The organism is Myceligenerans halotolerans, from assembly GCF_054782975.1.
This window is the reverse complement of record NZ_BAAGRL010000013.1, coordinates 31,129-54,116: the sequence shown is the minus strand read 5'-3', so window position 1 is coordinate 54,116 and position 22,988 is coordinate 31,129. Positions and strand designations below refer to the sequence as shown.

Annotated in this window: 20 protein-coding genes; 13 read left to right on the top strand and 7 right to left on the bottom strand. The window is 70.8% G+C overall.

The window, feature by feature from the left end:
* The first annotated feature begins 149 nt into the window (after positions 1–149).
* From ACYVK5_RS11195 to ACYVK5_RS11185, 3 genes are all read left to right on the top strand, one after another.
* Positions 150–1,757 (top strand): DUF4232 domain-containing protein, encoded by a 1,608-nt coding sequence (locus ACYVK5_RS11195; protein ID WP_460704878.1) that lies wholly within the window; start codon positions 150–152, stop codon positions 1,755–1,757.
* A gap of 229 nt (positions 1,758–1,986) precedes the next feature.
* Positions 1,987–2,847 carry a SecDF P1 head subdomain-containing protein gene (locus tag ACYVK5_RS11190; protein ID WP_460704876.1) on the top strand — a complete coding sequence of 287 codons (861 nt, stop codon included), beginning with the start codon at positions 1,987–1,989 and terminating at the stop codon, positions 2,845–2,847.
* 64 nt (positions 2,848–2,911) lie between these two features.
* Positions 2,912–3,262: a DUF2200 domain-containing protein gene (locus ACYVK5_RS11185; RefSeq protein ID WP_460704874.1), complete on the top strand. Its 351-nt coding sequence runs from the start codon at positions 2,912–2,914 to the stop codon at positions 3,260–3,262.
* 94 nt (positions 3,263–3,356) lie between these two features.
* On the opposite strand, the gene ACYVK5_RS11180 is transcribed toward ACYVK5_RS11185, so the two are convergent.
* Positions 3,357–3,692, bottom strand: coding sequence for a DUF4253 domain-containing protein (locus tag ACYVK5_RS11180; RefSeq protein ID WP_460704872.1), 336 nt, complete (start codon positions 3,690–3,692; stop codon positions 3,357–3,359).
* Positions 3,693–3,941: 249 nt separating this feature from the next.
* On the opposite strand from ACYVK5_RS11180, the gene ACYVK5_RS11175 reads away from it, so the two are divergent.
* Together ACYVK5_RS11175 and ACYVK5_RS11170 are read left to right on the top strand one after the other, a co-directional pair.
* Positions 3,942–4,847 carry a DNA-processing protein DprA gene (locus tag ACYVK5_RS11175; protein ID WP_460704870.1) on the top strand — a complete coding sequence of 302 codons (906 nt, stop codon included), beginning with the start codon at positions 3,942–3,944 and terminating at the stop codon, positions 4,845–4,847.
* Complete coding sequence (locus ACYVK5_RS11170) at positions 4,844–5,596, top strand: hypothetical protein (RefSeq protein WP_460704868.1); 753 nt, start codon at positions 4,844–4,846, stop codon at positions 5,594–5,596. The genes ACYVK5_RS11175 and ACYVK5_RS11170 overlap by 4 nt, the downstream gene beginning before the upstream one ends.
* A gap of 78 nt (positions 5,597–5,674) precedes the next feature.
* Here the strand turns inward: ACYVK5_RS11170 and ACYVK5_RS11165 are convergent, their stop codons facing one another.
* A complete protein-coding gene (locus tag ACYVK5_RS11165) occupies positions 5,675–6,166 on the bottom strand; it encodes a LuxR C-terminal-related transcriptional regulator (protein WP_460704866.1) in 492 nt (163 codons plus the stop codon).
* A gap of 43 nt (positions 6,167–6,209) precedes the next feature.
* Here ACYVK5_RS11165 and ACYVK5_RS11160 point away from each other — a divergent pair, with 43 nt between their 5' ends.
* The 3 genes from ACYVK5_RS11160 to ACYVK5_RS11150 all read left to right on the top strand — a co-directional run bounded on the left by ACYVK5_RS11160 (position 6,210) and on the right by ACYVK5_RS11150 (position 8,279).
* Positions 6,210–6,632 (top strand): hypothetical protein, encoded by a 423-nt coding sequence (locus ACYVK5_RS11160; RefSeq protein ID WP_460704865.1) that lies wholly within the window; start codon positions 6,210–6,212, stop codon positions 6,630–6,632.
* A 231-nt stretch (positions 6,633–6,863) separates the two neighbouring features.
* Positions 6,864–7,544 carry a MarR family winged helix-turn-helix transcriptional regulator gene (locus ACYVK5_RS11155; RefSeq protein WP_460704863.1) on the top strand — a complete coding sequence of 227 codons (681 nt, stop codon included), beginning with the start codon at positions 6,864–6,866 and terminating at the stop codon, positions 7,542–7,544.
* Between the two features lie 156 nt (positions 7,545–7,700).
* A complete protein-coding gene (locus ACYVK5_RS11150) occupies positions 7,701–8,279 on the top strand; it encodes a uracil-DNA glycosylase family protein (RefSeq protein WP_460704861.1) in 579 nt (192 codons plus the stop codon).
* A gap of 150 nt (positions 8,280–8,429) precedes the next feature.
* Here the strand turns inward: ACYVK5_RS11150 and ACYVK5_RS11145 are convergent, their stop codons facing one another.
* Entirely contained in the window at positions 8,430–9,047 is a 618-nt protein-coding gene (locus ACYVK5_RS11145) for a DedA family protein (protein ID WP_460704859.1), read from the bottom strand.
* A 492-nt stretch (positions 9,048–9,539) separates the two neighbouring features.
* The gene (locus ACYVK5_RS11140) at positions 9,540–12,719 is read right to left on the bottom strand and encodes an RICIN domain-containing protein (RefSeq protein ID WP_460704857.1); all 3,180 of its coding nucleotides are present in this window, start codon (positions 12,717–12,719) and stop codon (positions 9,540–9,542) included.
* A 116-nt stretch (positions 12,720–12,835) separates the two neighbouring features.
* Here ACYVK5_RS11140 and ACYVK5_RS11135 point away from each other — a divergent pair, with 116 nt between their 5' ends.
* From ACYVK5_RS11135 to ACYVK5_RS11115, 5 genes are all read left to right on the top strand, one after another.
* A complete protein-coding gene (locus ACYVK5_RS11135; RefSeq protein ID WP_460704855.1) occupies positions 12,836–13,858 on the top strand; it encodes a LacI family DNA-binding transcriptional regulator in 1,023 nt (340 codons plus the stop codon).
* A 104-nt stretch (positions 13,859–13,962) separates the two neighbouring features.
* The gene (locus ACYVK5_RS11130) at positions 13,963–16,212 is read left to right on the top strand and encodes a glycoside hydrolase family 36 protein (RefSeq protein ID WP_460704853.1); all 2,250 of its coding nucleotides are present in this window, start codon (positions 13,963–13,965) and stop codon (positions 16,210–16,212) included.
* 78 nt (positions 16,213–16,290) lie between these two features.
* The gene (locus ACYVK5_RS11125) at positions 16,291–17,610 is read left to right on the top strand and encodes an extracellular solute-binding protein (protein WP_460704851.1); all 1,320 of its coding nucleotides are present in this window, start codon (positions 16,291–16,293) and stop codon (positions 17,608–17,610) included.
* Between the two features lie 133 nt (positions 17,611–17,743).
* Positions 17,744–18,694 (top strand): carbohydrate ABC transporter permease, encoded by a 951-nt coding sequence (locus ACYVK5_RS11120; protein WP_460704849.1) that lies wholly within the window; start codon positions 17,744–17,746, stop codon positions 18,692–18,694.
* On the top strand, positions 18,691–19,689 hold the full coding sequence (locus ACYVK5_RS11115; protein ID WP_460704847.1) for a carbohydrate ABC transporter permease: 999 nt from the start codon (positions 18,691–18,693) through the stop codon (positions 19,687–19,689). Before ACYVK5_RS11120 ends, ACYVK5_RS11115 begins: the two co-directional genes overlap by 4 nt.
* Positions 19,690–19,894: 205 nt before the next feature.
* Here the strand turns inward: ACYVK5_RS11115 and ACYVK5_RS11110 are convergent, their stop codons facing one another.
* The 3 genes from ACYVK5_RS11110 to ACYVK5_RS11100 all read right to left on the bottom strand — a co-directional run.
* A complete protein-coding gene (locus tag ACYVK5_RS11110) occupies positions 19,895–20,512 on the bottom strand; it encodes a LysE family translocator (protein ID WP_460704845.1) in 618 nt (205 codons plus the stop codon).
* Positions 20,513–20,589: 77 nt separating this feature from the next.
* The gene (locus ACYVK5_RS11105) at positions 20,590–21,495 is read right to left on the bottom strand and encodes an AraC family transcriptional regulator (protein WP_460704843.1); all 906 of its coding nucleotides are present in this window, start codon (positions 21,493–21,495) and stop codon (positions 20,590–20,592) included.
* Positions 21,496–21,809: 314 nt separating this feature from the next.
* Positions 21,810–22,988, bottom strand: a 1,179-nt coding sequence (locus tag ACYVK5_RS11100) for an RICIN domain-containing protein (protein ID WP_460704841.1), incomplete at its 5' end; no start/stop codon positions are given.

Sequence of the window (22,988 nt, the reverse complement as noted above, 5' to 3'; positions counted from 1 at the left end):
ACTCAAGGGCACCCTGGCCATGGCCAGGGGCAACTGACCCCTGGACTGTGTGATCGTCACGCGGAGAAGGGTTGAAGGGCAGGCCAAGAAGCCGGTCGGGCCGCCTGGGCGGTCCGTGTCAGGAGGTCCTGGCCGGTACCGTGCGCGACGTGGATGACTCCTCGGATACGCCGGACCGGTCGACGTCTGCCTATGGGCCAGGTTCCGTCGGCGCCGAGGGAGGCTCCGCCGAGGCGTCGTCGGAAGGGTCTGCCCAGGCGTCGGCGGAAAGCGCGTCCGGAACGGCACAGCCGCCCGAGGACACTCTCGAAGGCGCGCAGCCCCGCGAAGCCTGGCGTCCCGCCGCGGTGGTCGCGTGGCTCGCCGGCGGCCTTGCCGTGCTGATCGGGATCGTGGTCGTGTGGCAGGCCGTGCTGGATTCGTCGGCGGACGTCCGGCCCTTGCCCTTGGACGTCTCGTCGCCGCCGCCGTCGTTGTCGCCGGACCAGGCCGCCATGATGCGTGAGACCGTCGCACTGTTGAGGGAGATCGAGCGGGTCGACGGCGTCTCCGCCGCGCGGTCCTTCGACGGTCGCGGTGCCCCCGGCATCGTCGTCGAACTGGCCACCCCGCTGCCGGGGCCCGTGGAGTCGCAGGCCGTCGCGGACGAGGTGCTCGACGTCGTCCACGCCGCTGATGCGTACCGCGACCCGGTCACGTTCGAGGCGACGATGCCCGGCTCGGGCGCGGACATCGCGGTCACCTACGCTCTCCCGGAAGACGGCACCGGCGAGTACGCGAGCCTGGGCGACGACCCGGTGTCCGACGCCGACGTGCTGATCGGCGGAGCACATCCGGTCGGCCGGGTGACGCGTGTCGTCCTGACTCCGGATCAAGGCACCGTCCTGGTGAGCGAGCCGGGCACGCTGCGGTCCGCCGCCGACGAGGCGCGGCGGCTGCACCTGCCGGCCGGCACCTTCCGCGTCCAGGACGGCCCGGGCGAGTGGTTCTCCTCCTTCGCGGAGGATGCGGAGAAGGAAGTTCCGCCGGACGCCGGGCTGGCGATGATCGAGCAGGTGGCAGGTATCGAGGACGTCACGACCGCGATGTACGTCCCGGACTCCCACAAGAACTCCGGGCAGCCCTACTTCGAGGTGATCATCCAGGCCGACCCCGCCCCGGTGGCCGAGCTGCTCGACACCGTCGGCTACGCCGACCAGCTCGGGTACCCCGTCGCCTACAAGGTGTGGGGCATCGACGAGACCGGCGAGACGTCGCGGACCGGCTGGGTGTCGGGCCGTACGGCCGACGGCGCCGCCGGCGGTGATGGTGCGGACGACGGCGTGGCTGGTGTCCCGGCATGTACGAGCGACGTCGTGCAGGTCGAGCTCCCCTGGACCGACGCCGCCACGGGAGAGCGGTTCCTCGGCGTGCGGGCGACGAACCAGTCGGACGGGTCGTGCGCGCTGGGGCGTCGCCCCGAGCTCTCGTTCCTCGCGGCGGACGGCTCGGCGCCCGACATCCTCGTGGAACCCGTGGGCGAGGCCGGCGAGCCCGTCGTCCTCAAGCCGGGGGAGTCGGCCGACTCGATGATCCAGTGGCGCGCGGGCGCCACGGCGGGCGGCGCCGTCCTCACCACCGCCGTGCTCGTCACGCTCCCCGGCGACGACGAGCCCGTACGGCTGGCGGTCACCGACGTCGATTGGATCTCAGATGGCATCGACCTGCTCCACGGCGCGAAGGCGCGAGTGGATCCGTGGAGATCCGCAACGGACTGAGGGGTCGGTGCCGGCCGAGTGGCTCGTGGTGGCTGAGCTGACGGTCGGCTGAGCGCCCCGCCGGCTGAGCGGACGGTCGGACGAGCGGCTCGCCGGCCGAGCGGCCGATTTTCCTTCTCGGGCAGGTGACGTGCGCGTACGCTCGCGTCCATAGGGGCGACGGGCGGGCACGTCGAACTGCGCGTGAGCTACCGCTGGCCGACAGACGTTGCCGACCAAGGGAGAGACGATGACCCGCCGAGCACTGCCAGTGATCGTGATGTGCGCCCTGGTGCCCGCCCTCGCCGGGTGTGGGCCCATGGACTACGTGGTGGATTCCTCCGGAGAGCCGATCACGCGGGTCGTGCTCGATGCCGCGCCCGCCGACGACGGCGATCCGACTCACGAGGCCATGAGCGGCGCCCTCGATGTGCTGACGGAGCGGCTGGCCACGGACGAGCGCGAGGTGGACGTCGCTGTCGCCGAGGGGAGCACGGTCACGCTGGACGTCATCGGCACGGTCGGGGAGGAGGACTACCCGCTGCTCACCGAGCCCGGGGCGCTGGCGTTCCGGCCGGTGCTCGCTCTGGGTGCTGAGGGCTCGGGTGCGGCGTCGTCGAACGTGCCGGATGTCGGGGCCGATGTCGTGGCGGAGTTCGACGCCTTCGACTGCACCGCCGAGGGCCGTGGTGGCGACGGCGTCGGCGATCCGAGTCTGCCACTGATCACCTGCGATGAGGCCGGGACCATCAAGTACCTGCTCGGGCCGGTCGAGATCGACGGAGCCACCGTCGTCGAGGCGAGCGCGTCGTACCCGCCGGAGACCGCGACCTGGGTGATCAACCTCCAGTTCGACGAGGCCGGTACCACGGCCTTCGGTGAGATCACCGAGCGTCTGCAGCAAGAGGCGATCCCGCGCAACCAGGTCGCCATCACGGTGGACGGAGTAGTGCTCTCGGCGCCGACGATCCCGCCCGGCGTCGTCATCACCACCGGCGCGGCAGAGATCTCGGGGTCGTTCACGCGCGAGTCGGCGGAGGCTCTCGCCGGCCAGCTCGCCACCGGTCCGCTGCCCTTCCCGTTCGAGGTGCAGTCCATCTCGACGGAATAGCGATCGGTCCCTGAGCGGGCCGGACGGTAGCCTGGCGGCTCCAGTACTTCGGAGGAGGCGCGACGTGGCCGGACACCGCATCTTCGGCGTGAGCTTCGCCAGCATCTACCCGCACTACGTGACCAAGGTCGAGGGCAAGGGGCACAGCAAGGATGAGCTGGACCAGGTCATCTCCTGGCTCACCGGCTACGACGCCGTCGGCCTTGAGAAGGCGATCGCCACCGAGGTGGACCTGAGGACCTTCTTCGCCGAGGCGCCCGCCATGAACCCCAACGCCGCCCTGATCAAGGGCGTGATCTGCGGGATCCGCGTCGAGGAGATCGACGACCCGTTGATGCAGCAGATCCGCTGGATGGACAAGCTCGTCGACGAACTCGCCCGCGGCAAGAAGATGACCTCGATCCTGCGGGCGTAGCGGGGCAGACGCGCGAAGCGTTGTCTCTGGCCTGAACACCCTGCCTACCGATCGCCGTCCCCAGCGCCGGGAAGTGACCAGGTGCGGTGCGCGGTCAGTCCCACCAGAACGTCCATGCGTTCATCCCGATGAGGGACTCGGCGTACTCGTCGATGGTCTCGTGGCTGCCTTGCCAGAGGTTGTCGGGGCAGAACGCGAAGTGCTCGAGCGTCACCGCCAGGGCGTGCTCCAGGCTCTGCGGCGGGTGGGCGACCGACAGCCAGAGCGTCTCCGTGCCGATCCCCACGACACGTGCCCCGAACCGTTCGTCCCAGGAACGCAGCGCAGCGGAGATGAGTTCCGTGTCATTGGTGTGGTTGCACGGCCCGCCCCAGCCGGCCAGCGTCAGAGCGTCGGCGCCCTTGTCGGCCGGGATCAGACCGCGTGTCATCGCCGGCGACGACAATACGGCCCGGAGGAAGCCCTTCGGGTAGGACCGGAAACTCGATCTGTGTCATGGCGTGCAAGGTACTGCGGACCACTGACAAACGATCGCGGCTGCACCGCCTTGGGGTCGGGCCCGCAGACATCTCGAACGGGCCGGTCAGTTGCCATGGATCGAACAACAGTTCGATAACACTCGCCGGGTGTTCGGCAGCGCCTGACAGGACAATTGGCACCAGGGCTCTACGCTGGCTTCATGACCGACCGCCGCGACGAGATTGCCGCACTCCTGGTACTCCTGCGTGAGCAGAAGTCGAGCTGGGGGCGAATTGCATCGCAGGTCGCGTTCGAGGGGAGTGCGTTCTCGCTACTGACTGCCACAGAGGGCGATGGGGCACTCTTCGACCTTCCGGCCGATGAAGCTCGGATCGACGAGGCGAGGACAGAGGTGCAGGCCTGGGAGTCACAGAGCTTGCAGATCGTGACGGTGCTTGACGCGCAGTACCCGCAGCGGCTCCTGGACATCAGAGAGACACCACCGTTCCTGTTCTATGCCGGAGACTTGCGGGCGGATGACGCGGGGATGTCGCTCGTCGGTTCGCGGAACGCCTCGCCGGACGCACTGCGGCTGGCCGGGGACATCGCTCGATTCCTTGTCGACCAGGGCATGACGGTGATCAGCGGTTTAGCGGCAGGAATCGATGCGGCCGCTCATCGGGCGGCGCTCGATGTGGGTGGCAGGACCGTGGCGTTCATCGGGACGGGCATCACACGGGCCTACCCGGCAGCCAACGCCGACCTGCAGCAGGAAGTCGCTGAGCGTGGGCTGGTGCTCTCACAGTTCTATCCGGAGGCGCCGCCGACCAAGCAGTCGTTCCCGATGCGGAACGCGTCGATGTCGGGCTACGGGTTGGCGACGATTGTGGTCGAGGCGGGTGAGCACAGTGGCACGCGCATCCAGGCCAGGCTGGCCGGCGAGCACGGGCGGCCGGTGATTCTCACCGAGAAGGTCGCATCCACTACGACATGGGGCGGCGCACTCCGTGGTCAGCCTGGCGTGTACATCGTGGACTCGATGGACGATCTGGCCGCCGCAGTGCGAGAGATTCAGGAGCAACCGCGCAGGGTGGATGAGGCGCTCGCCGCCCTGATGAGTGCGTGACGCGGGAACTGCCGACCGCCGTTCGACCCGTCGCCGAGTTCCTTCAGGCAGCCCATGGGCGCTATCTCCACAACGTGGTGTTCGAGGCCGGCATGACGTGCTCCGTCTGCGCGACGCCACTCAACCATGCGATCGACGTCCTCTGCCCACCGTGCCAGCGGCATGTCCGTTCAGGGCTGCCGCTGGCGGACAGAGTGGGTGTCCTGATCTACGCCGAGAAGTATGACTCGCAGGGCTACAAGGTCGTGCATCAGTACAAGGGCCCGAACCCCGGTCAGGACGTGGATCGTGTGATGACGTCCCTGTTCGCGCTTGGGTTGAGGGGGCATGTGCCATGCGGGCGGGCAACATCGAAGTCCGGTTGGGCGGTGATGCCGTCGTCGAAGGGCCGGGCCCGGCTCCGAGAGATCGTGCGCGGCATGACGAAGCGCCCCGACGCCGAGGTTCACCTTTCGGCGGCGGCTGATTTCGAGCGCCGACGCCTTCGGCCCGCCAATTTCGTCGTCGAGTCCGACCATGTTCCAGAGCACGTCCTCCTCGTGGACGACTCCTGGGTGAGCGGCTCGAATGCCCAGTCGGCCGCCGTGGCGCTCAAACAAGCAGGCGTGAAGGATGTGACGGTCTTCGTGGTCGCTCGAGTGCTCGACCCGAAGTATGAGCCGACGAGGCGGTTCCTCGCCTCGCATGGGCGTCCCACCTTCAACGCGACTGCTTGTCCCTGGACGGGAGCGCGGTGTCCAGGAGGCTGACCGGCCTCCCGGAAGATCGGAGTCAGCCGCGCCGTCGAGGGTGATGCGTGCCGTCCCGCGCGACGATCCGTGCCGTCGTCAGTTTCGGCGCCTCGCCTCATAGACCGCGATCGCCGGCTGGGTGCGGTTTGCCAGGCCGAACTTGGTGAGGGCGCTCGACAGGTGGGACTTCACCGTGCTCGGGGAGAGGTACAGCTCCCGCGCGATCTCCGTGTTTCCCAGGCCCTCGGCGACGGCCAGGGCGGCGTCGCGTTCCCGGTCGGTGAGCAGGTTCAGGTCCAGTCCGCCGCGTGGGGGGTGGTCGATCGTTCCGCCGTCCAGGCGGACGCGCTCGTCGAGCCCGGTCATGCCCGCGCCGGCGCCGGGGATCTCGCCCGCTCCGACGCCGACGGGCAGGGGATTGGTGATCGTCAGGCGCGCACCGCCGTCGTCGGCCACGACCTCGACGTGCGCATGGGCCTGCGGGGCGTGCTTGCGGGCGTTGGTGAGGCCCTCCTGGACCACATGGAACGCGGTGCGCTGCAGCGTTCCGGGCAGGTCCGGGGAGCCGAGCTCCAGGCGGGTCGTCACGCGCTGCCCGGCGGACCTCGCGCTCGACCTCGGGGACGTCTTCGTGGAGCAGCTGGCGCGTGCCGTCCGCGAGCGCGAGGGGGGTGAGTCGGCAACGGCCGCGCTGCGCAGGGCGTACCTGGCGGCCGTTGCCGAACGTGACCCGGTGGTCGGCTTCTCCGGCCGCCCGTTCGCGGAGATGATCGTCGGCAGCCAGGCCCTGATCGCACGGCTGCGCGAGTTCCACGAGGCCCGCGGGGCGGCGCTCGCGTGGGCGCTCGCGGAAGAGGCCTGCGCCGCGCCCGACGACATCGCCCCCCGGATCGCCGCGGCCCTGCTCGCGGGGGTTCGCCGGGTGCTGTTCGAGGAGACGATGCGCCGCACGCTCGTCGGCGAGTCCGACGAGGAGATCGCGACGGCGCTCGCCAGGTGCATCGGGGAGGCCTTTGACGCGGTCGAGATGGGGCTGGGGTCGCGCTGGGCGTGATGCCGAGGAGGCCGCCGCGGCGTCGAGCCGGGTCCGACGCGGTGCGGGGGCCGGCGTCGCGCGGGGCTCGCGCCGGGCCGATGGCGGCGTGCCGCCCGCAGCGGCCGGGTGTGATCGGCGCCTCATGGATTCGTCAAGGACCAGACGGTCAGGTGCTTGACAAAAACCCTCTGGGCGGCGCATGGTGGTTGATGTCAGGTACCTGACAGATTCTCACCGAGAGGAAATGACATGACTGAGGAACGTGACGTGCGGCAGGAGGCCGCACAGCGACTCGTGGCCGTCGGGATGCTGCAGAAGCACCAGATGTGGCGGGGGCGGATGCCGGGACGCAGAGCGCCGTGGCAGGACCCGAGCCAGGGGCAGGGCCGAGTGCTGGCCCTGCTGAAGCTGCAGCCCGAGACCACTCAGAAGGAGCTCACCTTCCTGCTGGGCATGTCCCGGCAGGCGCTGGCCGAGCTCCTGGCCAAGCTGGAGAAGCAGGGTCTCGTCGAGCGGGAGCCGTCGGCGGACGACAAGCGCGTCGTCGTCGTCCGGCTCACCGCGGCCGGACACGAGGCTGAGCAGGCAGAGGAGCACTCGCCCGCGGGCGACCTCCTCGACGCGCTCGAGGACGACGAGGTGGAGCGGCTCAGCGGCTACCTCGGCCGGATCCTGGAGCGCGCGGAGAGTGAGTACGGCGACGAGTTCGGCGAGCGCCGCGAGGCGTTCGAGGAGATGCGGCGCCGTGGGGGATTCGGGCCGGGCGGGTTCGGCCCCGGCGGGTTCCCTGGCGGATACGGCGGCCGTCCCGGCCGCGGCGGGCGGCGTGGCCGTCCCGGTCCGCACGGTCGCCCGGGCCCGTTCGGCGGGCCCGGCCCGGAGGGCCGCCGCGGCAAGCGGCGTCCGTCCGACGACGAGCCGGGTGCCTGAGAGACGCCGTCGTGCGACGGGGCGACACATCCGAGACGGTGCGCCGGGGACGCCGGCCCCCGGCGCACCGCCATGGCCGGGCAGATGCGGTTGGTCCTCAAGGCTCGCGCCCGCGGCACCACACCCCGGGTTCGGCCCGCGACGGATACTGGCCCCATGACCTTCGAGTCCATCCGCCAGACGATCATCGACGACGCCGAGAACGCCGCGGCGCGGGAACTCGGCTACGAGCCGCTGTACGCGGCGGGGGCGGGCGCGCGGGTCGCCGTCGTCGGGCAGGCTCCCGGGCGGAAGGCGCAGGAGAGCGGCCTGGCCTGGAACGACGCCAGCGGGAAGAAGCTGATCGACTGGCTCGGCGTGACCGAGCCGCAGTTCCGGGACCCGGACCTGTTCGCGCTCCTACCGATGGACTTCTTCTATCCGGGCAAGGGCGCGAGCGGTGACCTGCCGCCGCGCAAGGGGTTCGCGGCGCGGTGGCATGCGCCGCTGCTGGAGCTCATGCCCGACATCCGGCTCACGGTCCTGGTCGGGAGCTACGCCCAGGCGTACTACCTGGGGGACCGGGCCGGCCGCACCCTCACCGACACGGTCCGCGCGTTCCGGGACTACCTGCCCGACGTCGTCCCGCTCGTGCACCCGTCCCCGCTGAACTTCCGCTGGCAGGCCCGCAACCCGTGGTTCCTGACCGACGTCGTCCCCGTGCTGCGGGAGCGGGTCGCGCAGGCGCTGCCCTGAGCCGGCATCGGGAGGCTTGCCCGCCCGTCGACCACGTCATCTTGCTTGGTGGGCCTCGCCGACCACGCCATTGTGCCCGGTGGGAGCGTGACCATCACGCACAACGGCGTGGTCGCCGAAATGGCGTGGTCGGCGGGCAGCCGTCGTCGGTCAGCTTGCGCTCGCCGCGCGGTCCAGGCGCCAGGCGCGGATGCCCGCCACGATCGAGGCGAGGATGACGGCGATCGCGATCCCGTACGCGATGGGGCGGACGGCGGGGATCGACGCCGCGAAGTAGCCCATCAGCGTGATCAGGACGCCCCAGGTGAAGGCGCCCACCACGTTGGCCGTGACGAACCGCCAGTACGCCATGTCCGAGACCCCGGCGACGGCCGGAACGAAGACCCGCCCCCACGGTACGTACCGTCCGACCACCACCGACCACCACCCGAACAGCTTGTAGAACCGCTCGGTCTTGGCGATCCCGGTCTGGACCCAGCGCCCGCGCCGGCCGGTGAGGTAGGGGCGGCCGTACCGGCGCCCGAGCAGGTACCCCACCTGGTCGCCGGCGATCGCGGCGATCGCGACGCCGGTGGTGAGCACCCAGATGTCGATCGAGGCGGTGCTGCCGGCCACCAGCCCGGCGCCGAACAGCAGCGAGTCCCCGGTCAGGAACGGCAGGAACACCCCGACGAACAGAGCCGTGCCGACGAACACGAGCCCCCACACCACCAGGTAGAACGCGAGCGGACCGAGCGCGTCGAGCCAGGAGGAGACGTCCTCGCTCATCGCGTGCCGGGATGCTCGGACGGCACGCCGGGTGCCGAGTGTTGGGTCACCATGACGAGCACTATCGCACCCGGCACGCGGATTCTGTAGCGGGGTCTCGCGGGCGCGTCGGAACGTGGTGTTTCTCCCAGGTCGTCGCCGAGTGCTGCACCAGACGCCGTCGTGCACACGGGCGCCGCGGCGCCCCGGGATTCCCGGTGCCGCGGCGCCGGCCGTCCCGCAGATGGTCAGGCGGCGTCGTACCGGTCGATCGTTCGACCGGTACGACGCCGCCTACCTGCCCGCCGGCTTTCCCGGAGCGGGGTGGGTCAACGCCGCGGGCAGCGGCTTAGAGGTCGCGCGAGTACGCAGCGTCGTCACAGGCGGCACCTCAGCGCGCGCCTCGCGGCGTTGTCGTCACTCGAAAGGGCTCCGCCGTTCCTTCGCTCCTCCGCCTTGCGATGCACGCACTGGTGCACCACCTGAGACGACGCTGCCTACTCGCGCGACCTCTCAGGCGAGCGACCACTGCTGGTTGGGGTCGCCGTGGCAGGTCCAGAGCCGGACCTCGGCGCCGGGGTCGGTGTTGAGCTGGTAGTCGTCGAGGCAGAGGCCGGCGTGCCGGTTGCGCAGGAGATACCAGCCGTTGCCGAGATCCTCGGCCTTCCACTGCTGGATCTCCGCCTGGGAGCAGGTGTTCTGCTGGACCTCGGCCCCGTTGGTGGTGGCCCCGTTCTTGTCCTCCAGGCACAGGTCGCTGTAGTCGTTGACGAGCTCGACGTGGCCGTTCCCGAGGTCGTTGACGTGCCAGCGCTGCACGGGCTCGTCGTTGCAGGTCCACTGCCGCACCTCGGCGCCGGGCTCGGTGCCCCACTTGTAGTCGTCCAGGCACAGCGCGCTGTGGCGGTTGGTCGCGACTCGGATGCCCGTGGGGACCGTCGTCGGGTTCCCGGTGACGAGCGGCGCGATGGTGACCTTGTCGACGTCGGGCGCCCAGGCGGTGTCGTTGCCGAGGGTGAGATCCCCGGTGCTGCCGGCGAGCGTGACCGGGATGGTGCGCTGCCAGAAGCTGTCCCACGCATAGGTGTAGCGGAAGAACGCGCTGCCGGCCTGCCCGGCCTGGCCGTCCTCGGTCACGACGATGCGCCGGTCCACCACCTGCGGGTTGTAGTCGTGGTCGCCCGAGAGCTCGGCGTTGGCGTAGTGCACGACGAGGTTGTAGTCGCCCGCCTCGGAGAAGCCGCTGCCACGCGGGACGGTCACGGTGTTGGCGGTCCCGTTGCCGAGGTTGCCGATGTACTGCCCGCCCGAGGCGTTGGACCCGGACGAGGTGGTGGCGGTCCGCACCTCCACGTTCCCGGAGCGGGGAAGGGACTCCGCCTCGAGGGTCGTGGCGGCGTCGTCCCCGTCGGCGGCCCGGGTCACGGTGATGGACTTGACGCGGATCCCCGCGTCGGAGCGCAGCTCGAGCTCGTTGATCCCCTCCGTGAGATGCGTGCGGACGGTGGTGCTCAGGTGTCCGGAACCCGGGACGCTCACGTCGGCCGCGACGCGTCCACCGACGTCGAGCCGCAGGTCCGAGGCCGCGGAGGTGTAGTACTCGACGGCGACGTCGTAGTAGCCGGTCTCCATGGCGGTGACGTAGGCGTCGGCCCGCTGGCCGGAGCCGGCGACGTGCCCGTACCCGCGGGTGCCGCTCTCCCAGCCGAGACCCGCCCCGCCGTCGTACCGCAGGGTGCTCGCCGGGTAGGTGAGGGGGTCGCCGTCGGTGACGTCGGTCAGGAGGAACTTGTCGAGGGTGATGTCCGAGTTCGGCAGTACCGTCGAGCCGTCCTCGCCGGCCCGCACGGACAGCGTGTGGGTGCCGGCGGTGAGGCTGACGGTCACCTCCGCGCTGCCCCGGTACTGCCATTTGGACCGGTCGTTCAGCGCGAGATCGGCGGTGTACTGGATCGTGTCGCGGTGCGACCCGTCGACGAACAAGGCGTGCCGGCCCGGTGTGCCGGGCGTGGCGCCGATGACCTGGAAGCGGTAGGTCCCGTCCCGGGGCACGGAGACGTTCCAGTCGGCACGCGACGTGGCCTGGTTGAAGGAGCCGACGTCGCTGCCGCCGGAGGCGAGGAACTGCCAGCCGCCGTCGGCGCTCGGGTCGTGGGTGTACACCTGGGCGTCGGTCAGCGTGGTGGCCTCGGCCTCGGTGCTGGTGTGCCAGGTGGGGTCGATGCCGACCGTCCGGTCCTGGGCGGGGGTCACCACGACCTGGTAGGCGGCATAGCGGTCGTAGGTCGGGACCGTCAGGTCCAGGTCGCCGTCGCTGAGGGAGACGCCGTCCAGCGCGTGGACCACGCGGGGCGTCCCGGTCAGGCCCTCGGCGCCGCTGAGGGTGATCTCGCGGACCTCGACGTCGACGGTGGATCCGAACTCGGCCGACGGCAGGTTGCGCAGGTCGAGCCGCACGTCGGAGTTGGTGCCCCCGTACAGCACGGTGGCACGCCGTTCACCGGTGTCGATCGCGCCGATGCCCTGGAGCGTGTCGACGGTGTCGAGCTGCGGCGGGGTCACCCGCACGGTCTCGGATCCGGCCAGGTCGCCGTACCACTTGAACATCCACCAGCCGCCGTTCGCACCACCGGGGCGGGCGGTGTTGTCCGAGAGGTTGCCGGCGTAGTTCCAGTAGGCGGTCTGTGCGTCGACCTTGGTGTCCTCGAACATGGAGAACCACTGGACGAGCTGCCCGGGCACGCCCATGTCCCGCAGCATCCCGTACTCGGTGATGTTGACGTGGATCGGGTCGATGCCGAGCTGCTGCTCGAGGTCCCGGTAGTCGGCGAAGTGCGACCGGTAGGAGGCGAGGTTGCTGATGCCGAGCTCGTGCCAGATGAACACGTCCGGCAGGGTGCCGTTGTCGCGGGCATGCGTCAGGATGTCGGCCGACCGCGTGGGCTGCCAGCGGGTGTCGCCGGGCCCGCCGATGCGGGCGTGGCCCAGGCCGTGGCGCTGGTAGACCTCCTGGATCTTCGCGTAGGTGGCGTCCCAGTCCGCGAGGAACTGGTCGCGCTGGGCCGACCAGTTCGGGTACCAGTTCCCGCCGTCGGGCTCGTTGAACGGGATGAACAGGTAGTCCTGCGGCCGGTCGGACTGTGTCGCGACGGCCTCGGTGACGAACTCGACCACCTCGAGGTAGTCCCAGACGCCGTTCGACTCGTTGGTGTATGTGCCGGTCGACTGGTCGTAGGTGCGCGAGTCGCCGGGCCGCTGGCTGCCGTTGTAGGGCCAGTCCGGGTAGTAGTCCTGGATGTAGATCGCCAGCTCCTGGCCGTGCTTGGCGAAGAAGTCGTCCTCGATGCGCAGCGAGTCGCCGCTGGGGTGCTGCGTGCCGTAGGGGGCGCGCTGCGAGGAGTTCGTGATGTGGGCGCCGTTGACCAGCGCCCTGGTCGGGACCCCCTCGTCGCCGAACCCGTACAGGGTGCCCGTGGCGCCGCCGCGGAACGCGCCGGTGGTGGTGCCGAAGTCGACCACCAGTATCTCGGTGGCGGCGGCCGCGGGCTGCGCGGCCGTGAGGGAGGCGGCCGCCATGGCCGCCGTGGCGAGGACCGCACCGGCCCGCCGCAGCGGGGATCGGCGAGAACTGGGTCGGTGAGGGCCAGGCCCGTGACGGCCGGGCTTGTGACGTGCGCTTTCTGACGTGCTCACGGGCACACCACTCCTTCGTGGGTCGGGTTGTTGGTGTCGCCTATGAAAGCGCTAATCATCCTGTCTTGGCAAGGGGGCATCGCTCGATGCCGCAGGCAACCGCGTAGCCTGGTCTCGTGGACAACGAACGCCCGATGAAGCCGCCTACCATCGCCGACGTCGCACGGGTGGCGGGCGTCTCGGTGCCCACGGTGTCCCGCGTGCTGAACGGCTCCGTGCCGGTGAGCGCCGGGCGCCGGGAACGCGTGACGGGCGCGATCAAGGAGCTCGGCTTCCGGCCCAACGGTGCCGCCCGCGCCCTGGCCACGGGCGGTCAGCCGATGATCGCGGTCTTCACCGGCGACACCACGCGGTACGGCTACGCCTCCACCCTCCAGGGGATCGAGGAGGCGGCGCGCCAGGCAGGGTTCATGGTGGTCATCTCGGTGGTCGAGACCGACGACCGGCGTACGGTCGACGCCGCCATCGACCACGCCCTGGGTCAGCCGATGGCGGGGGCGGTCGTCCTGGAGTACGACCCGGCCGGCGTCGCGACGCTCGACGCCATCCCGCCGTGGCTGCCGGTCGTGGCGGCCGCGTCCGGGCGCCCTGCGGACGAGAAGATCGCGCATGCGTTCATGGACGACCGCCTCGCCGCGGCCCGCGCCACCCAGCACCTGCTCGACATCGGGCACAGGAGCGTGCATCATGTCGCGATCCCGTCCCCGGGGCGCCCGAGCGCCCGCATGCTCGGGTGGCGGGACGCCCTCGCCGCGGCGGGCGCGCCGGTCCCCGAGGTGCTGTACGCCGACTGGGCGCCCGACTCCGGGTACGACGCCGGCACCCGCCTGGCTTCCTCCGAGGAGGTGACCGCCATCCTGTGCGGCAACGACGAACTGGCGATGGGCCTGGTCAGAGGGATGACCGATGCCGGACGGCGGGTGCCGCAGGACGTGAGCGTCATCGGCTTCGACGACCACCCGCTGGCACACCTGTGGACGCCGTCCCTGACCACCGTGCGGCAGGACTTCGTGCGGCTCGGACAGAAGGCGTTCCACCTGTTGCGCGCCCAGATCGACAGCGGCACGACGCCGGCCTCGGTCCGGTTCGTCCCGGACCTGATCCTCCGCTCGTCGGCGGCTCCCGCGAGCCCGCGATAGTCCTGCTTCCGCCTGAAAGCGGTACCGGCTGCTGAGCCCTCCATGTGCCAAGGTTTGAGTGGAGGGGCTTGCATCGCGGTTTGATATGCGCTTTCATATGGCCCGTGCAAGGAAGCCTGCCGACGACGGCGAACGACCTCCCCACAGCGACGCGTGTACCGCTGTGGTCCGACGACCAGCTCGTGCTCGTCCTGCCCCAGGACGCCCCCGCCGCGCTGACGACGTACGACGACGGGCGGGTGCCCACCCAGCCCCTGGTCGAGATACTCGCCGTCGGACAGGGCCGTGCCAGCGGCAACACCCGCAACACCGCGACAGCGATCGGTGCCCGGCTGCGCGTGCGAGGCCACGAGGTGGAGCACGTTCTCGGCTGGACCGAGGTGCGGGTGGAACAGGCCGACCCGATCACGGGCCTCCACGTGACCTCGTGCCTGCGAGTCCCGAACGGCCGCGGTTCGGCCGGCGGGGCTCTGGGTGACCAGGTTCCGGACGGGGAGGCCGCGGACGGGCAGGAGCCAGGGCGCCGGAGCTCGCTGCAGGCATGGACCGTGGTCCGCAACGACGGCGCCGCGCCCGTGACGCTCCAGTCGGTGTCCTCCCTGATGCTCGGACGGCCTGCCGGCCCGGCCCCCGTGTCCGCCACCCGAAGCCTGGAAGGGCACAGCGAGTGGGTGGGGGAGAACCGCTGGGCGTGGACGCGGCTGTCCGCGCAGGACGGCCTCGTCGGCCTCGACCTGCCCGCCCACCAGCACCAGGACGCCCGCGGCGCCCGCGCCGTCGTGAGCACCGGTTCCTGGTCCTCCGGGCAGCGCAACCCGTGCGGCGTCCTCACTTCCGACGCCGCCACCTCCGCCGTCGGGCCCGCGCTGGCCTGGGAGGTCGAGCACAACGGTGCCTGGCGGGCCGAGCTCGCCGTACGCCTGTCCACGCGGGACGAGGAGGAACTCGTCCTCGGACTGTTCGGCCCCACCGACGACGACCACTCCTGGATCCGCACTCTCGCGCCGGGCGACACCTTCACCACCGTCCCCGTCTCGATCGCCGGGGCGCGCACCGGCTGGCAGGCCGCGCTCGGCGCGATGGCGTGGCACCGGCGCGCGCTGCACCAGCGTCCGCGGATCCCGGTGGTGGTGTTCAACGACTACATGAACACGCTCATGGGCGACCCCACCACGGAGCGGCTGCTCCCGCTGATCGACGCCGCGGCACGCGCCGGGGCGGAGTACTTCTGCATCGACGCCGGCTGGTACGACGACGGCGGCGACTGGTGGGACTCGGTCGGGCTGTGGGAGCCGTCCACCACCCGGTTCCCCGGCGGCGGCCTGCGCCGCGTCGTCGATGCGATCCGGGATGCCGGGATGACGCCGGGGCTGTGGCTCGAGCCCGAGGTCGTCGGCGTGCGCAGCCCGCTGGCCGCGTCCCTGCCCGGCGAGGCGTTCCTGCAGCGCCACGGCACACGCATCACCGAGCAGGGCCGGCACCTGCTCGACCTGCGGCACCGCGACGTCGTCAAGCATCTCGACGAGGTCGTCGACCGCATCGTCGACGAGTACGGCGTGGGCTACCTCAAGCTCGACTACAACGTCACCCCCGGCGTCGGCACCGACCTGGACGCCGGGAGCGCGGGCGACGGGCTGCTCCGGCAGAACCGGGCCCACCTGGACTGGCTCGACGGCGTTCTCGCCCGCCACCCCGGGCTCGTCGTCGAGAACTGTGCGTCCGGCGCCATGCGCGCCGACTACGCGCTCCTGTCCCGCCTCGATCTACAGTCCACCTCTGATCAGCAGAACCCGCTGCTGTACCCACCGATCGCGGCCGGAGCGCTCGTGGGCATCGCCCCCGAACAGGCCGCGAACTGGGCCTACCCCCAGCCTGACATGACCGACGAGCAGATCGTGTTCACCCTCTGCACGGGGCTCGCCGGACGTCTCTACCTGTCCGGACGGCTCGACGCCATGACCACCGACCAGGCAGCTCTCGTCGCCCGCGGCGTCGAGCTCGCCCGCCGGTGGTCGGCGAGGCTGACCGAAGCGGTGCCGTTCTGGCCCTTGGGCCTGCCCGACTGGGAATCGCCGCTCCTGGCCGCCGGGCTGCGCGGCCGTGACGAGTCGCTCGTCGTCGTCTGGTGGCGCGGTACCGAGGCGACCACAGTCGACGTCGACCTGCCCGCAGGGGACGTCGACGTCGCCTACGGCCCGCCCGCCGACGGCTGGCAGGTCACCCGCGACGGCGGCACCGGCGTCGTCTCCCTCACCATCCCCGCCGGGCCGCAGGCCCGCGTCCTCCGTGTCCGGCAAGCCGCGGCGTCCGGAACCGCGGCGTCCGAATCGAACTCACCGAACCGAACTCTCTGAAACCCTCCCCGCACCCGGGGCCGCCCGGCCCCACAACACCCGCAGTCGGCGAAGACTGCACCCCCGCAAGGAGTCGATATGAAGAAGTATCTGACCGTCCCCGCCGCAATCCTCGCGGTCGGCCTGCTCGCTGCCGGATGCAGCGACCCTGCGGCCGGCGGCGGTGGCGACGATGACGCCGCATCGGAGTCGTGGCCCGCGCAGGACACGGACCTGACCGGCACCACCCTGACCATCTGGGCCGCGCAGAACTCCAACACCGTCCCCGACGCCGTGGTCGCCGGGTTCGAGGAGCTCACCGGCGCCGAGGTCGAGGTCGTCACCATCCCCGACCCGTACGAGCAGGGCATCCAGACCAAGGTCGCCACCGGCGACATGCCGGACCTCGCGTTCTGGCAGCCCACGGCCTCGATGCTGACCGCGATCAACGCACCCGCGAACCTGCAGCCGCTCGACGACGCGCCGTTCGTCGACGCCTACAGCGACGGCCTCGCCGACATCACCGGCATCCTCGACGACACCCGCTACGCCGCCCTCGTCACCAGCCCCGCCGTCGAAGGCGTCTACTACAACAAGGAGGTCCTCGCCGAGCACGGCATCACCGAGACCCCGGCGAACTGGGACGAGTTCGTCGAGCTCGGCCGCACTCTGGACGGGGAAGGCCAGACCCCGTTCCACGAGATGGCCGCGGACCAGTGGGCCACCCAGTGGTGGGTCCAGGTCCAGCTCGCCGACGCCGCCGCCGACGGCCTCTGGGACCGCGTGAACACAGGCGAGGAGGAGTTCACTGATCCGGCCATCCAGGACGCCATCACCACCTACCAGGGACTCGTCGACGACGGCCTGTTCAACGAGGACATCAAGACCGCCACGTTCGAGGACCAGGCCGACGCGCTGCTGACCGGCGACGCCGCCATGGTGGTGCAGGTCAACTCGTTCTTCGGCCAGCTCCAGGCGCTCGCGGACTCCGACGAGCTCGACGAGAAGATCGGCTTCTTCCCGATCTCGCCGAGCGGCAACGTCGGCACCTTCATTCCCGACCAGTCCAACGCGCTGGTCGCGTTCAAGACCGGTGACGCCGAGCGTGAGGCGGCCGCCCGCCAGCTGCTGTCCTACTGGCTCGGCGACGGCTACGCCGACTTCGTCGCCGACCGGGAGACCATCTCCCTGCAGGACGGCGTCGCCACGCCGGACAGCGTCCCCCAGGCGCTGCTGGACGTGCACGCCTCCCTGGCCGACTCCGTCGGATCCATGCAGGCACTCGCGGTGGCGAACCCCGACCTGTACATCTATCTCGCCGACATGATCCAGGGCGCCACCACGCCCGAGGAGGTCGCCGAGCAGACCCAGGACCAGTTCGGCCAGCTCGCGCGCGCCCAGGGCGTCGAGGGCTTCTGAGGGGCCGGGGTACCTGACCGACACCGCGGCGGCCGCCGTCGTGCACCACGACGCCGGCCGACGCACCGACCGACACCGCACGGTGCCGGGCCGCTCCCGTAGCGGCCCGGCACCCTCCGCCCGAGGATCCACCGTGACCGCACAGCTCGACCCCAGGACCGCGCTCGGCGGCGTCCGCCCGACCGTGCCCGACCGTCCGCCCTCCCGTCGCACCAACCGGCCCGGCACGCACCACCCGGCCCGGTACCTCGTCCCGGCCTTCGTGATCCTGGGCGTCTTCTTCTTCCTGCCGACGATCTTCAACTTCGTCTACGCCCTGACCGACTGGTCCAGCTTCAAGAGCGAGATCGGGTTCGTCGGCCTGCGCAACTTCCAGGACCTGTTCGCCAGCGGAACGCTCCTGACCTCCCTGCGCATCACCCTCGTCTACGCCGTGCTCGTGGCGATCTTCCAGAACCTCTTCGGCCTGCTGCTCGCCCTCCTGCTCGAGCGCGACACCCGGGTCAACCGCTTCGCGCGGGTCATGTTCTTCATCCCGGTCGTCATGTCGGCGCTCGCCGTGGGCTACGTGTTCCAGGCGATCCTCAAGCCCGAGGGTGCCCTGAACTCGATCCTCGGCGGACTGTTCGGGCAGCAGGTCACGATCCCGTGGCTCGGTAGCACGACATGGACGATCGTCGTCGTGGCGCTCATCCACGCCTGGAAGTGGATGGGCCTGTCCATGCTGATCTACCTCGCCGGCCTCAAGACCATCAACGAGGACGTGCTGGAGGCCGCCCGGCTCGACGGCGCCTCCGCGTGGACCCTCTTCCGGGAGATCCGGTTCCCCCTCCTGGCACCCGCCCTGACGTTCAACGTCGCGACCGCGCTGCTCGGATCGATGAACGGGTTCGACATCGTCCAGGCCACCACCGGCGGCGGCCCCGCCCGCACCACCGAACTACTCAACATCTTCGTCTTCCGCACCTTCGGCCAGGGGCTGTTCGCGCAGGCCACCACGATGAGCCTGGTGCTCTTCGTGGTCGTCGTGGCGCTCGCGTTCCCCGTCATCCGGACCCTGCGCAAGCGGGAGGAGATCCTGTGACCGCCTCGATCGGCTCGCCCGACCCGGCCCACTCGCCCCGCCCGTCCGCCTCGGCCGAATCGCCTGGCGCGACCGGCGCTGCCGGCCCACTCGCCCTGCCCGCCTCCCGGGTGCCGGGAGGCGTCGACCGTAGCGGCGGCGGCCGCCGTGCCGTCGATCGTCGCGGCACCGACCGTCACGGTGCCTGGCACCGCATCCAGCCCGTCGTCGCGGTGCTCGCCGTGGTCGTCCTCGTCGGGCTGCCGCTGTGGATCGTGGTCGTGACCGCGGGCAAGACCCAGGCCGACGCCCTCAACCCCAACCTCTCCCTGCCCGACGGCTGGCACTACGCCGAGAACTTCGCCGCGGTGTGGCAGCAGGGCCGCGTCCCCGCGGCGTTCTTCGGCAGCTTGCTGGTCATGGTCCCCGCCGTGGCGGGGGTCCTCGCGCTCGGCTCGCTCGCCTCCTGGGTGCTGGCCCGGCGCGGCTCGCGGCTCATGGCCGTGCTGTACGCGCTCGCGATCAGCGGGATCGTTCTCCCGCCCGCCGTGGTCACCGTGGTCCTCCTGCTGCGCCAGCTCGGCCTCGCCGGGACCGCCGTCGGCATGATCGGCGTCTACATGGGCATGTACATGTCGACGGTGATCTTCTTCGTCACCGGCTTCGTGCGCACCATCCCGGCCGAACTGGAGGAGGCCGCCCGGGTCGACGGCGCCCGTCCCCTGCGCGTCTTCGGCACGATCATCCTGCCGCTCCTGGCGCCGGTGCTGGCCACGGCGACGATCCTCATCTGCCTCTACGTCTGGAACGACGTCTTCTACGCGTTCTTCGTGGTCGGCGGGCGGCTCGACACCCTGCCGCTGAACCTCTTCCAGGTCGCCAGCGCGGGCCTGTACCTCGACAACTGGCACCTGATCTTCGCCTACGTCCTCCTGATGAGCCTGCCCCTGCTGGTCGTCTTCGTCATCGCCCAGCGCCGCATCATCTCTGGCATCACCTCGGGTGCGGTGAAGTGACCGTTGGGTCCGACGGGCTGAGTGGTCGGCCGGCCGCGCGGTGGTGTCGGCCGCGTGGCAGGTGTCGGCGGCCCTGCCGCGTGGCGGTGCGGGCGTTCTCGCGGGACCGGCTCGGTGTCCCTGACGACGAAGCCGCACACCCCCGGGGGCGCGGTGCGTCGGACACGCACACGGGACGTCCGACGCTGCCGGTCCCGGCGGAGTGTCATCCCGCGAGCCGAAGGAACAGGCTGAGGATCATCCCGAGGCCGAACAGCACGAGGAAGCCACCGGCGGCCCTGGTCAGCCACGGGAGGATGCGGGAGAGGCCGGCGAGTGCGCGTTCGGAGCCGAGGGCGACGGCGACGAAGAGGTCCCACACGAGGACGAGCGTGAACATCCACGCCCCGTAGAGCACCAGCGATGCCGGGGACGCGCTGGTGAGGGCAGTGGCGAGGCTGACGTAGAACAGCGCGTTCTTCGGGTTGAGCAGGCCAGAGGCCAGCCCGAGCCCCAGGTTCCGCGCCCAGGTGGTGCGCACCACTCGCGGCTGGTCGCCGAGTTCGGAATCCGCTCCGGCGCGGAGGAACACCACCCCGACGAAGGTCAGGAACATGCCACCGGCCGTCTGGGCGAGGTCCACGATCACCTGGTCGGAGACGAGGGACACCCCGGAGAACGCCGCGGCGATGAAGAGGCCGTTCGCCGCGGCGACCCCGACACAGACTCCGCTCGCGTTCCGCCAGCCACCGGCCATCGCGGTGCGGGCGATGAGGAAGAAGTCCACGCCGGGGATCAGCAGGGCCAGGAAGTGCGCGACCGCGACGGCAAGGAACTGCTCCATGTTCTCCCCTGAGATATCGACGACGAACCTCGTCGAGTCTCGAGCGGTCGGCGGGCGGGGTCTTGTACGAAATTGCGTCAGCGACGGTAAGCGCCCGGAGTGGCGGCGACGTGGGCGCGGAAGACGCGGTGGAAATGGCTCTGATCCGTGAAGCCCAGCGCGTGCGCGGTCTCCGTCAGCGGCCGCCCCCCGCGGAGCATCGCGCGCGCCGTGATGACCCGGTCGTTGTGCCGCCACGCCACCGGTGAGAACCCGGTGGCCCGCTTCATCGACCGGATGAGCTGGTACCTGCCCATCCCGACGAGCTCTCCCAGCTCGTCGAGCAACGGATTCGACGCGTCGCGCCGCAGCCGGTCGAGCACCGGCCGCAGTCGTGCGGCGAGAGCCGCGTCGGTGGTGGGAGCGATCCGGCGATGCGGTGTGAGCTTCCCGCACTCCCGCAGGACGCGGCGGAGCCCTGCCTCGACTCGTTGGCCGTCGGCGCCGGCGAAGAGCAGATCGTTGATCGCGCTGAGCCGGCGGTGCAGGCCCGGATGCCGGAACACGGTGATCCCGATCAGGAGCTCGCTCGCCGCGACTGGTCCCGAAGTCACTCGGCCCGAAGCCACTCGGCCCGAAGCCACTCGGCCCGCCGCCAGTGATCCCGCCGCACGGGAGCCCGCCACCAGCGGTCCCGACGTACCCGAGCCCGGCGCACCCGGCAGGAGTGTCGTGATCCACTCCTGGTCGGCCTGGATCATCTGATACCGCCAGCGGCCGTGCTCCGGGTTGCAGGCGTGAACGTGCCCCGCGGGAATGAGGACCACATCACCCGCGGTGAGCGGGACCGGCGCACCTGACGCGCCGGCGAACGCCGTCGTGCCGGAGTCGATCAGCCCGATCGAGAAGCGGTCGTGGGTATGCGGCCGGTAGCAGGCGACCTCCTGACAGGATCGCCGGGACTCGAGCTGCGGCATGAGCGCGCTGTGCCAGAACTCGGGCATGAACCGCCGTCCTCCTCCCGCGGTGCGCTTGGGGTCACCTCGGCCCGGCGGCCGGAGACAGCCGTCGCGACGGACATGACCCTATCGCCGCACCCAGGCCGGCCATCGGCCGACCCGAGCCGGTGGCGGAGCGCCTTCGAGTCCTGACGAGGCGGGGATCCGTCGTCGTACTCGGCTGCGGCCCGTCCTTGCGTGGACGATCGGCACTTCGGCGAGTGATCGGCAGTTCGAACTGCCGACCACTCACCGAACTGCCGACCATAGCCTGCGAGGCCGCCGAGCCCCCGGGGCTGGCCGTGCGCGGCCCGGACCACTCAGGTGATGTGCCATTGCTGGTTCGTGCTCGTCGAACCGGTCCACTGGGCGGCGTCGGCGCCGTTGGTGGTGCGGCCCATGCCGTCGAGGTACAGGCCGGTGGCGCGGTTGCGCAGGCGGGCGCCGTCGAGCTGCCACTGCTGGTTGGCGCTGCCGGAGCTGGACCACTGTCCGACGGCGTCGCCGTTGACGGTGCGGCCCATGCCGTCCAGGTAGAGCCCGGTGGCGGCGTTGCGGAACCGCACGTACCCGCCGCCGGCCTCCCGATCCCACTGCTGGCGCGTGCTGTCGGAGCCGGACCACTGTCCGACGGCGTCGCCGTCGGACATGCGGCCCATGCCGTCCAGGTAGAGGCCCGTGGCGACGTTGCGGAGCCGGACCGACGTGGCCGGGGCGTGCATGAGGGTGGTGAACCCGAGGGCGTCGTAACCCCCGGAGTTCGGGCTGTAGTCGCCGCCCCCGCCGTCGGGCCGGAGGAACTCGGCGATCTCCTGGGTCCACGGCGCGGGCAGGCCGCGACGACCCTGGTAGTGGCCGAGGACGAGGTCCCACACGGGCCGGGCCTGGCCGCGCTCGCCGCTGCTGATCTCGGTGTGCGTGTGCCATCCCGCGTGGGGTGCGGTCGTGTCGGGCCCGGACTGCCATGTGTAGTCGGTGAACGGTACATCGTGGCCGAGGTTGTACCGGGCGACGTACTCGCACGCCTTGAGGAACCGGTTGTCCCCGTAGCCGTAGCAGTCCACGCCCTGGTGCCAGGCCATCTCGCAGAAGGTGCCCATGAGCCCGATGCCCATGATGCTGTGTGCCTGGTCCCGGCCGGACTCCTGCCACTGCGCCAGGCCTTCGCCGTCGTACACGTACGGGATGGCGTGCTCGACGGAGCCGTTGCCGGCGCCGTTCTCGAAGTAGTCCAGGGCGCGGCTGACGAGGTCGTCGCGGTCGGCGAAGATCCCGGTCGCGAGGATCCCGGCCATGTTGCACAGGTCCCAGTTGGCCCAGTAGTTCGTGATGACGGCGTTGTTGTGGTGGGTCAGGAAGTCCTCGCTCAGCGGGTGGAAGACGTTCAGGAGCATGTCGCGGAACCGGCCGACGTCGAAGCCCGGGTAGCCGCGCATGAGCTCGGCGGCGTTGGCCCACTCGTAGCCGTAGATGCCCGCGGCGAGGAAGCGGTCGGCGTT

What these genes read in the sequence shown, in the direction of transcription:
- ACYVK5_RS11175 (WP_460704870.1), top strand. Translation starts at nt 3,942, where the DNA reads ATGACCGACCGCCGCGACGAGATTGCCGCACTCCTGGTACTCCTGCGT.
- ACYVK5_RS11150 (WP_460704861.1), top strand. Translation starts at nt 7,701, where the DNA reads ATGACCTTCGAGTCCATCCGCCAGACGATCATCGACGACGCCGAGAAC.
- ACYVK5_RS11125 (WP_460704851.1), top strand. Translation starts at nt 16,291, where the DNA reads ATGAAGAAGTATCTGACCGTCCCCGCCGCAATCCTCGCGGTCGGCCTG.
- ACYVK5_RS11190 (WP_460704876.1), top strand. Translation starts at nt 1,987, where the DNA reads ATGACCCGCCGAGCACTGCCAGTGATCGTGATGTGCGCCCTGGTGCCC.
- ACYVK5_RS11180 (WP_460704872.1), bottom strand. Translation starts at nt 3,692, where the DNA reads ATGACACGCGGTCTGATCCCGGCCGACAAGGGCGCCGACGCTCTGACG.
- ACYVK5_RS11155 (WP_460704863.1), top strand. Translation starts at nt 6,864, where the DNA reads ATGACTGAGGAACGTGACGTGCGGCAGGAGGCCGCACAGCGACTCGTG.
- ACYVK5_RS11105 (WP_460704843.1), bottom strand. Translation starts at nt 21,495, where the DNA reads ATGCCCGAGTTCTGGCACAGCGCGCTCATGCCGCAGCTCGAGTCCCGG.
- ACYVK5_RS11145 (WP_460704859.1), bottom strand. Translation starts at nt 9,047, where the DNA reads ATGAGCGAGGACGTCTCCTCCTGGCTCGACGCGCTCGGTCCGCTCGCG.
- ACYVK5_RS11110 (WP_460704845.1), bottom strand. Translation starts at nt 20,512, where the DNA reads ATGGAGCAGTTCCTTGCCGTCGCGGTCGCGCACTTCCTGGCCCTGCTG.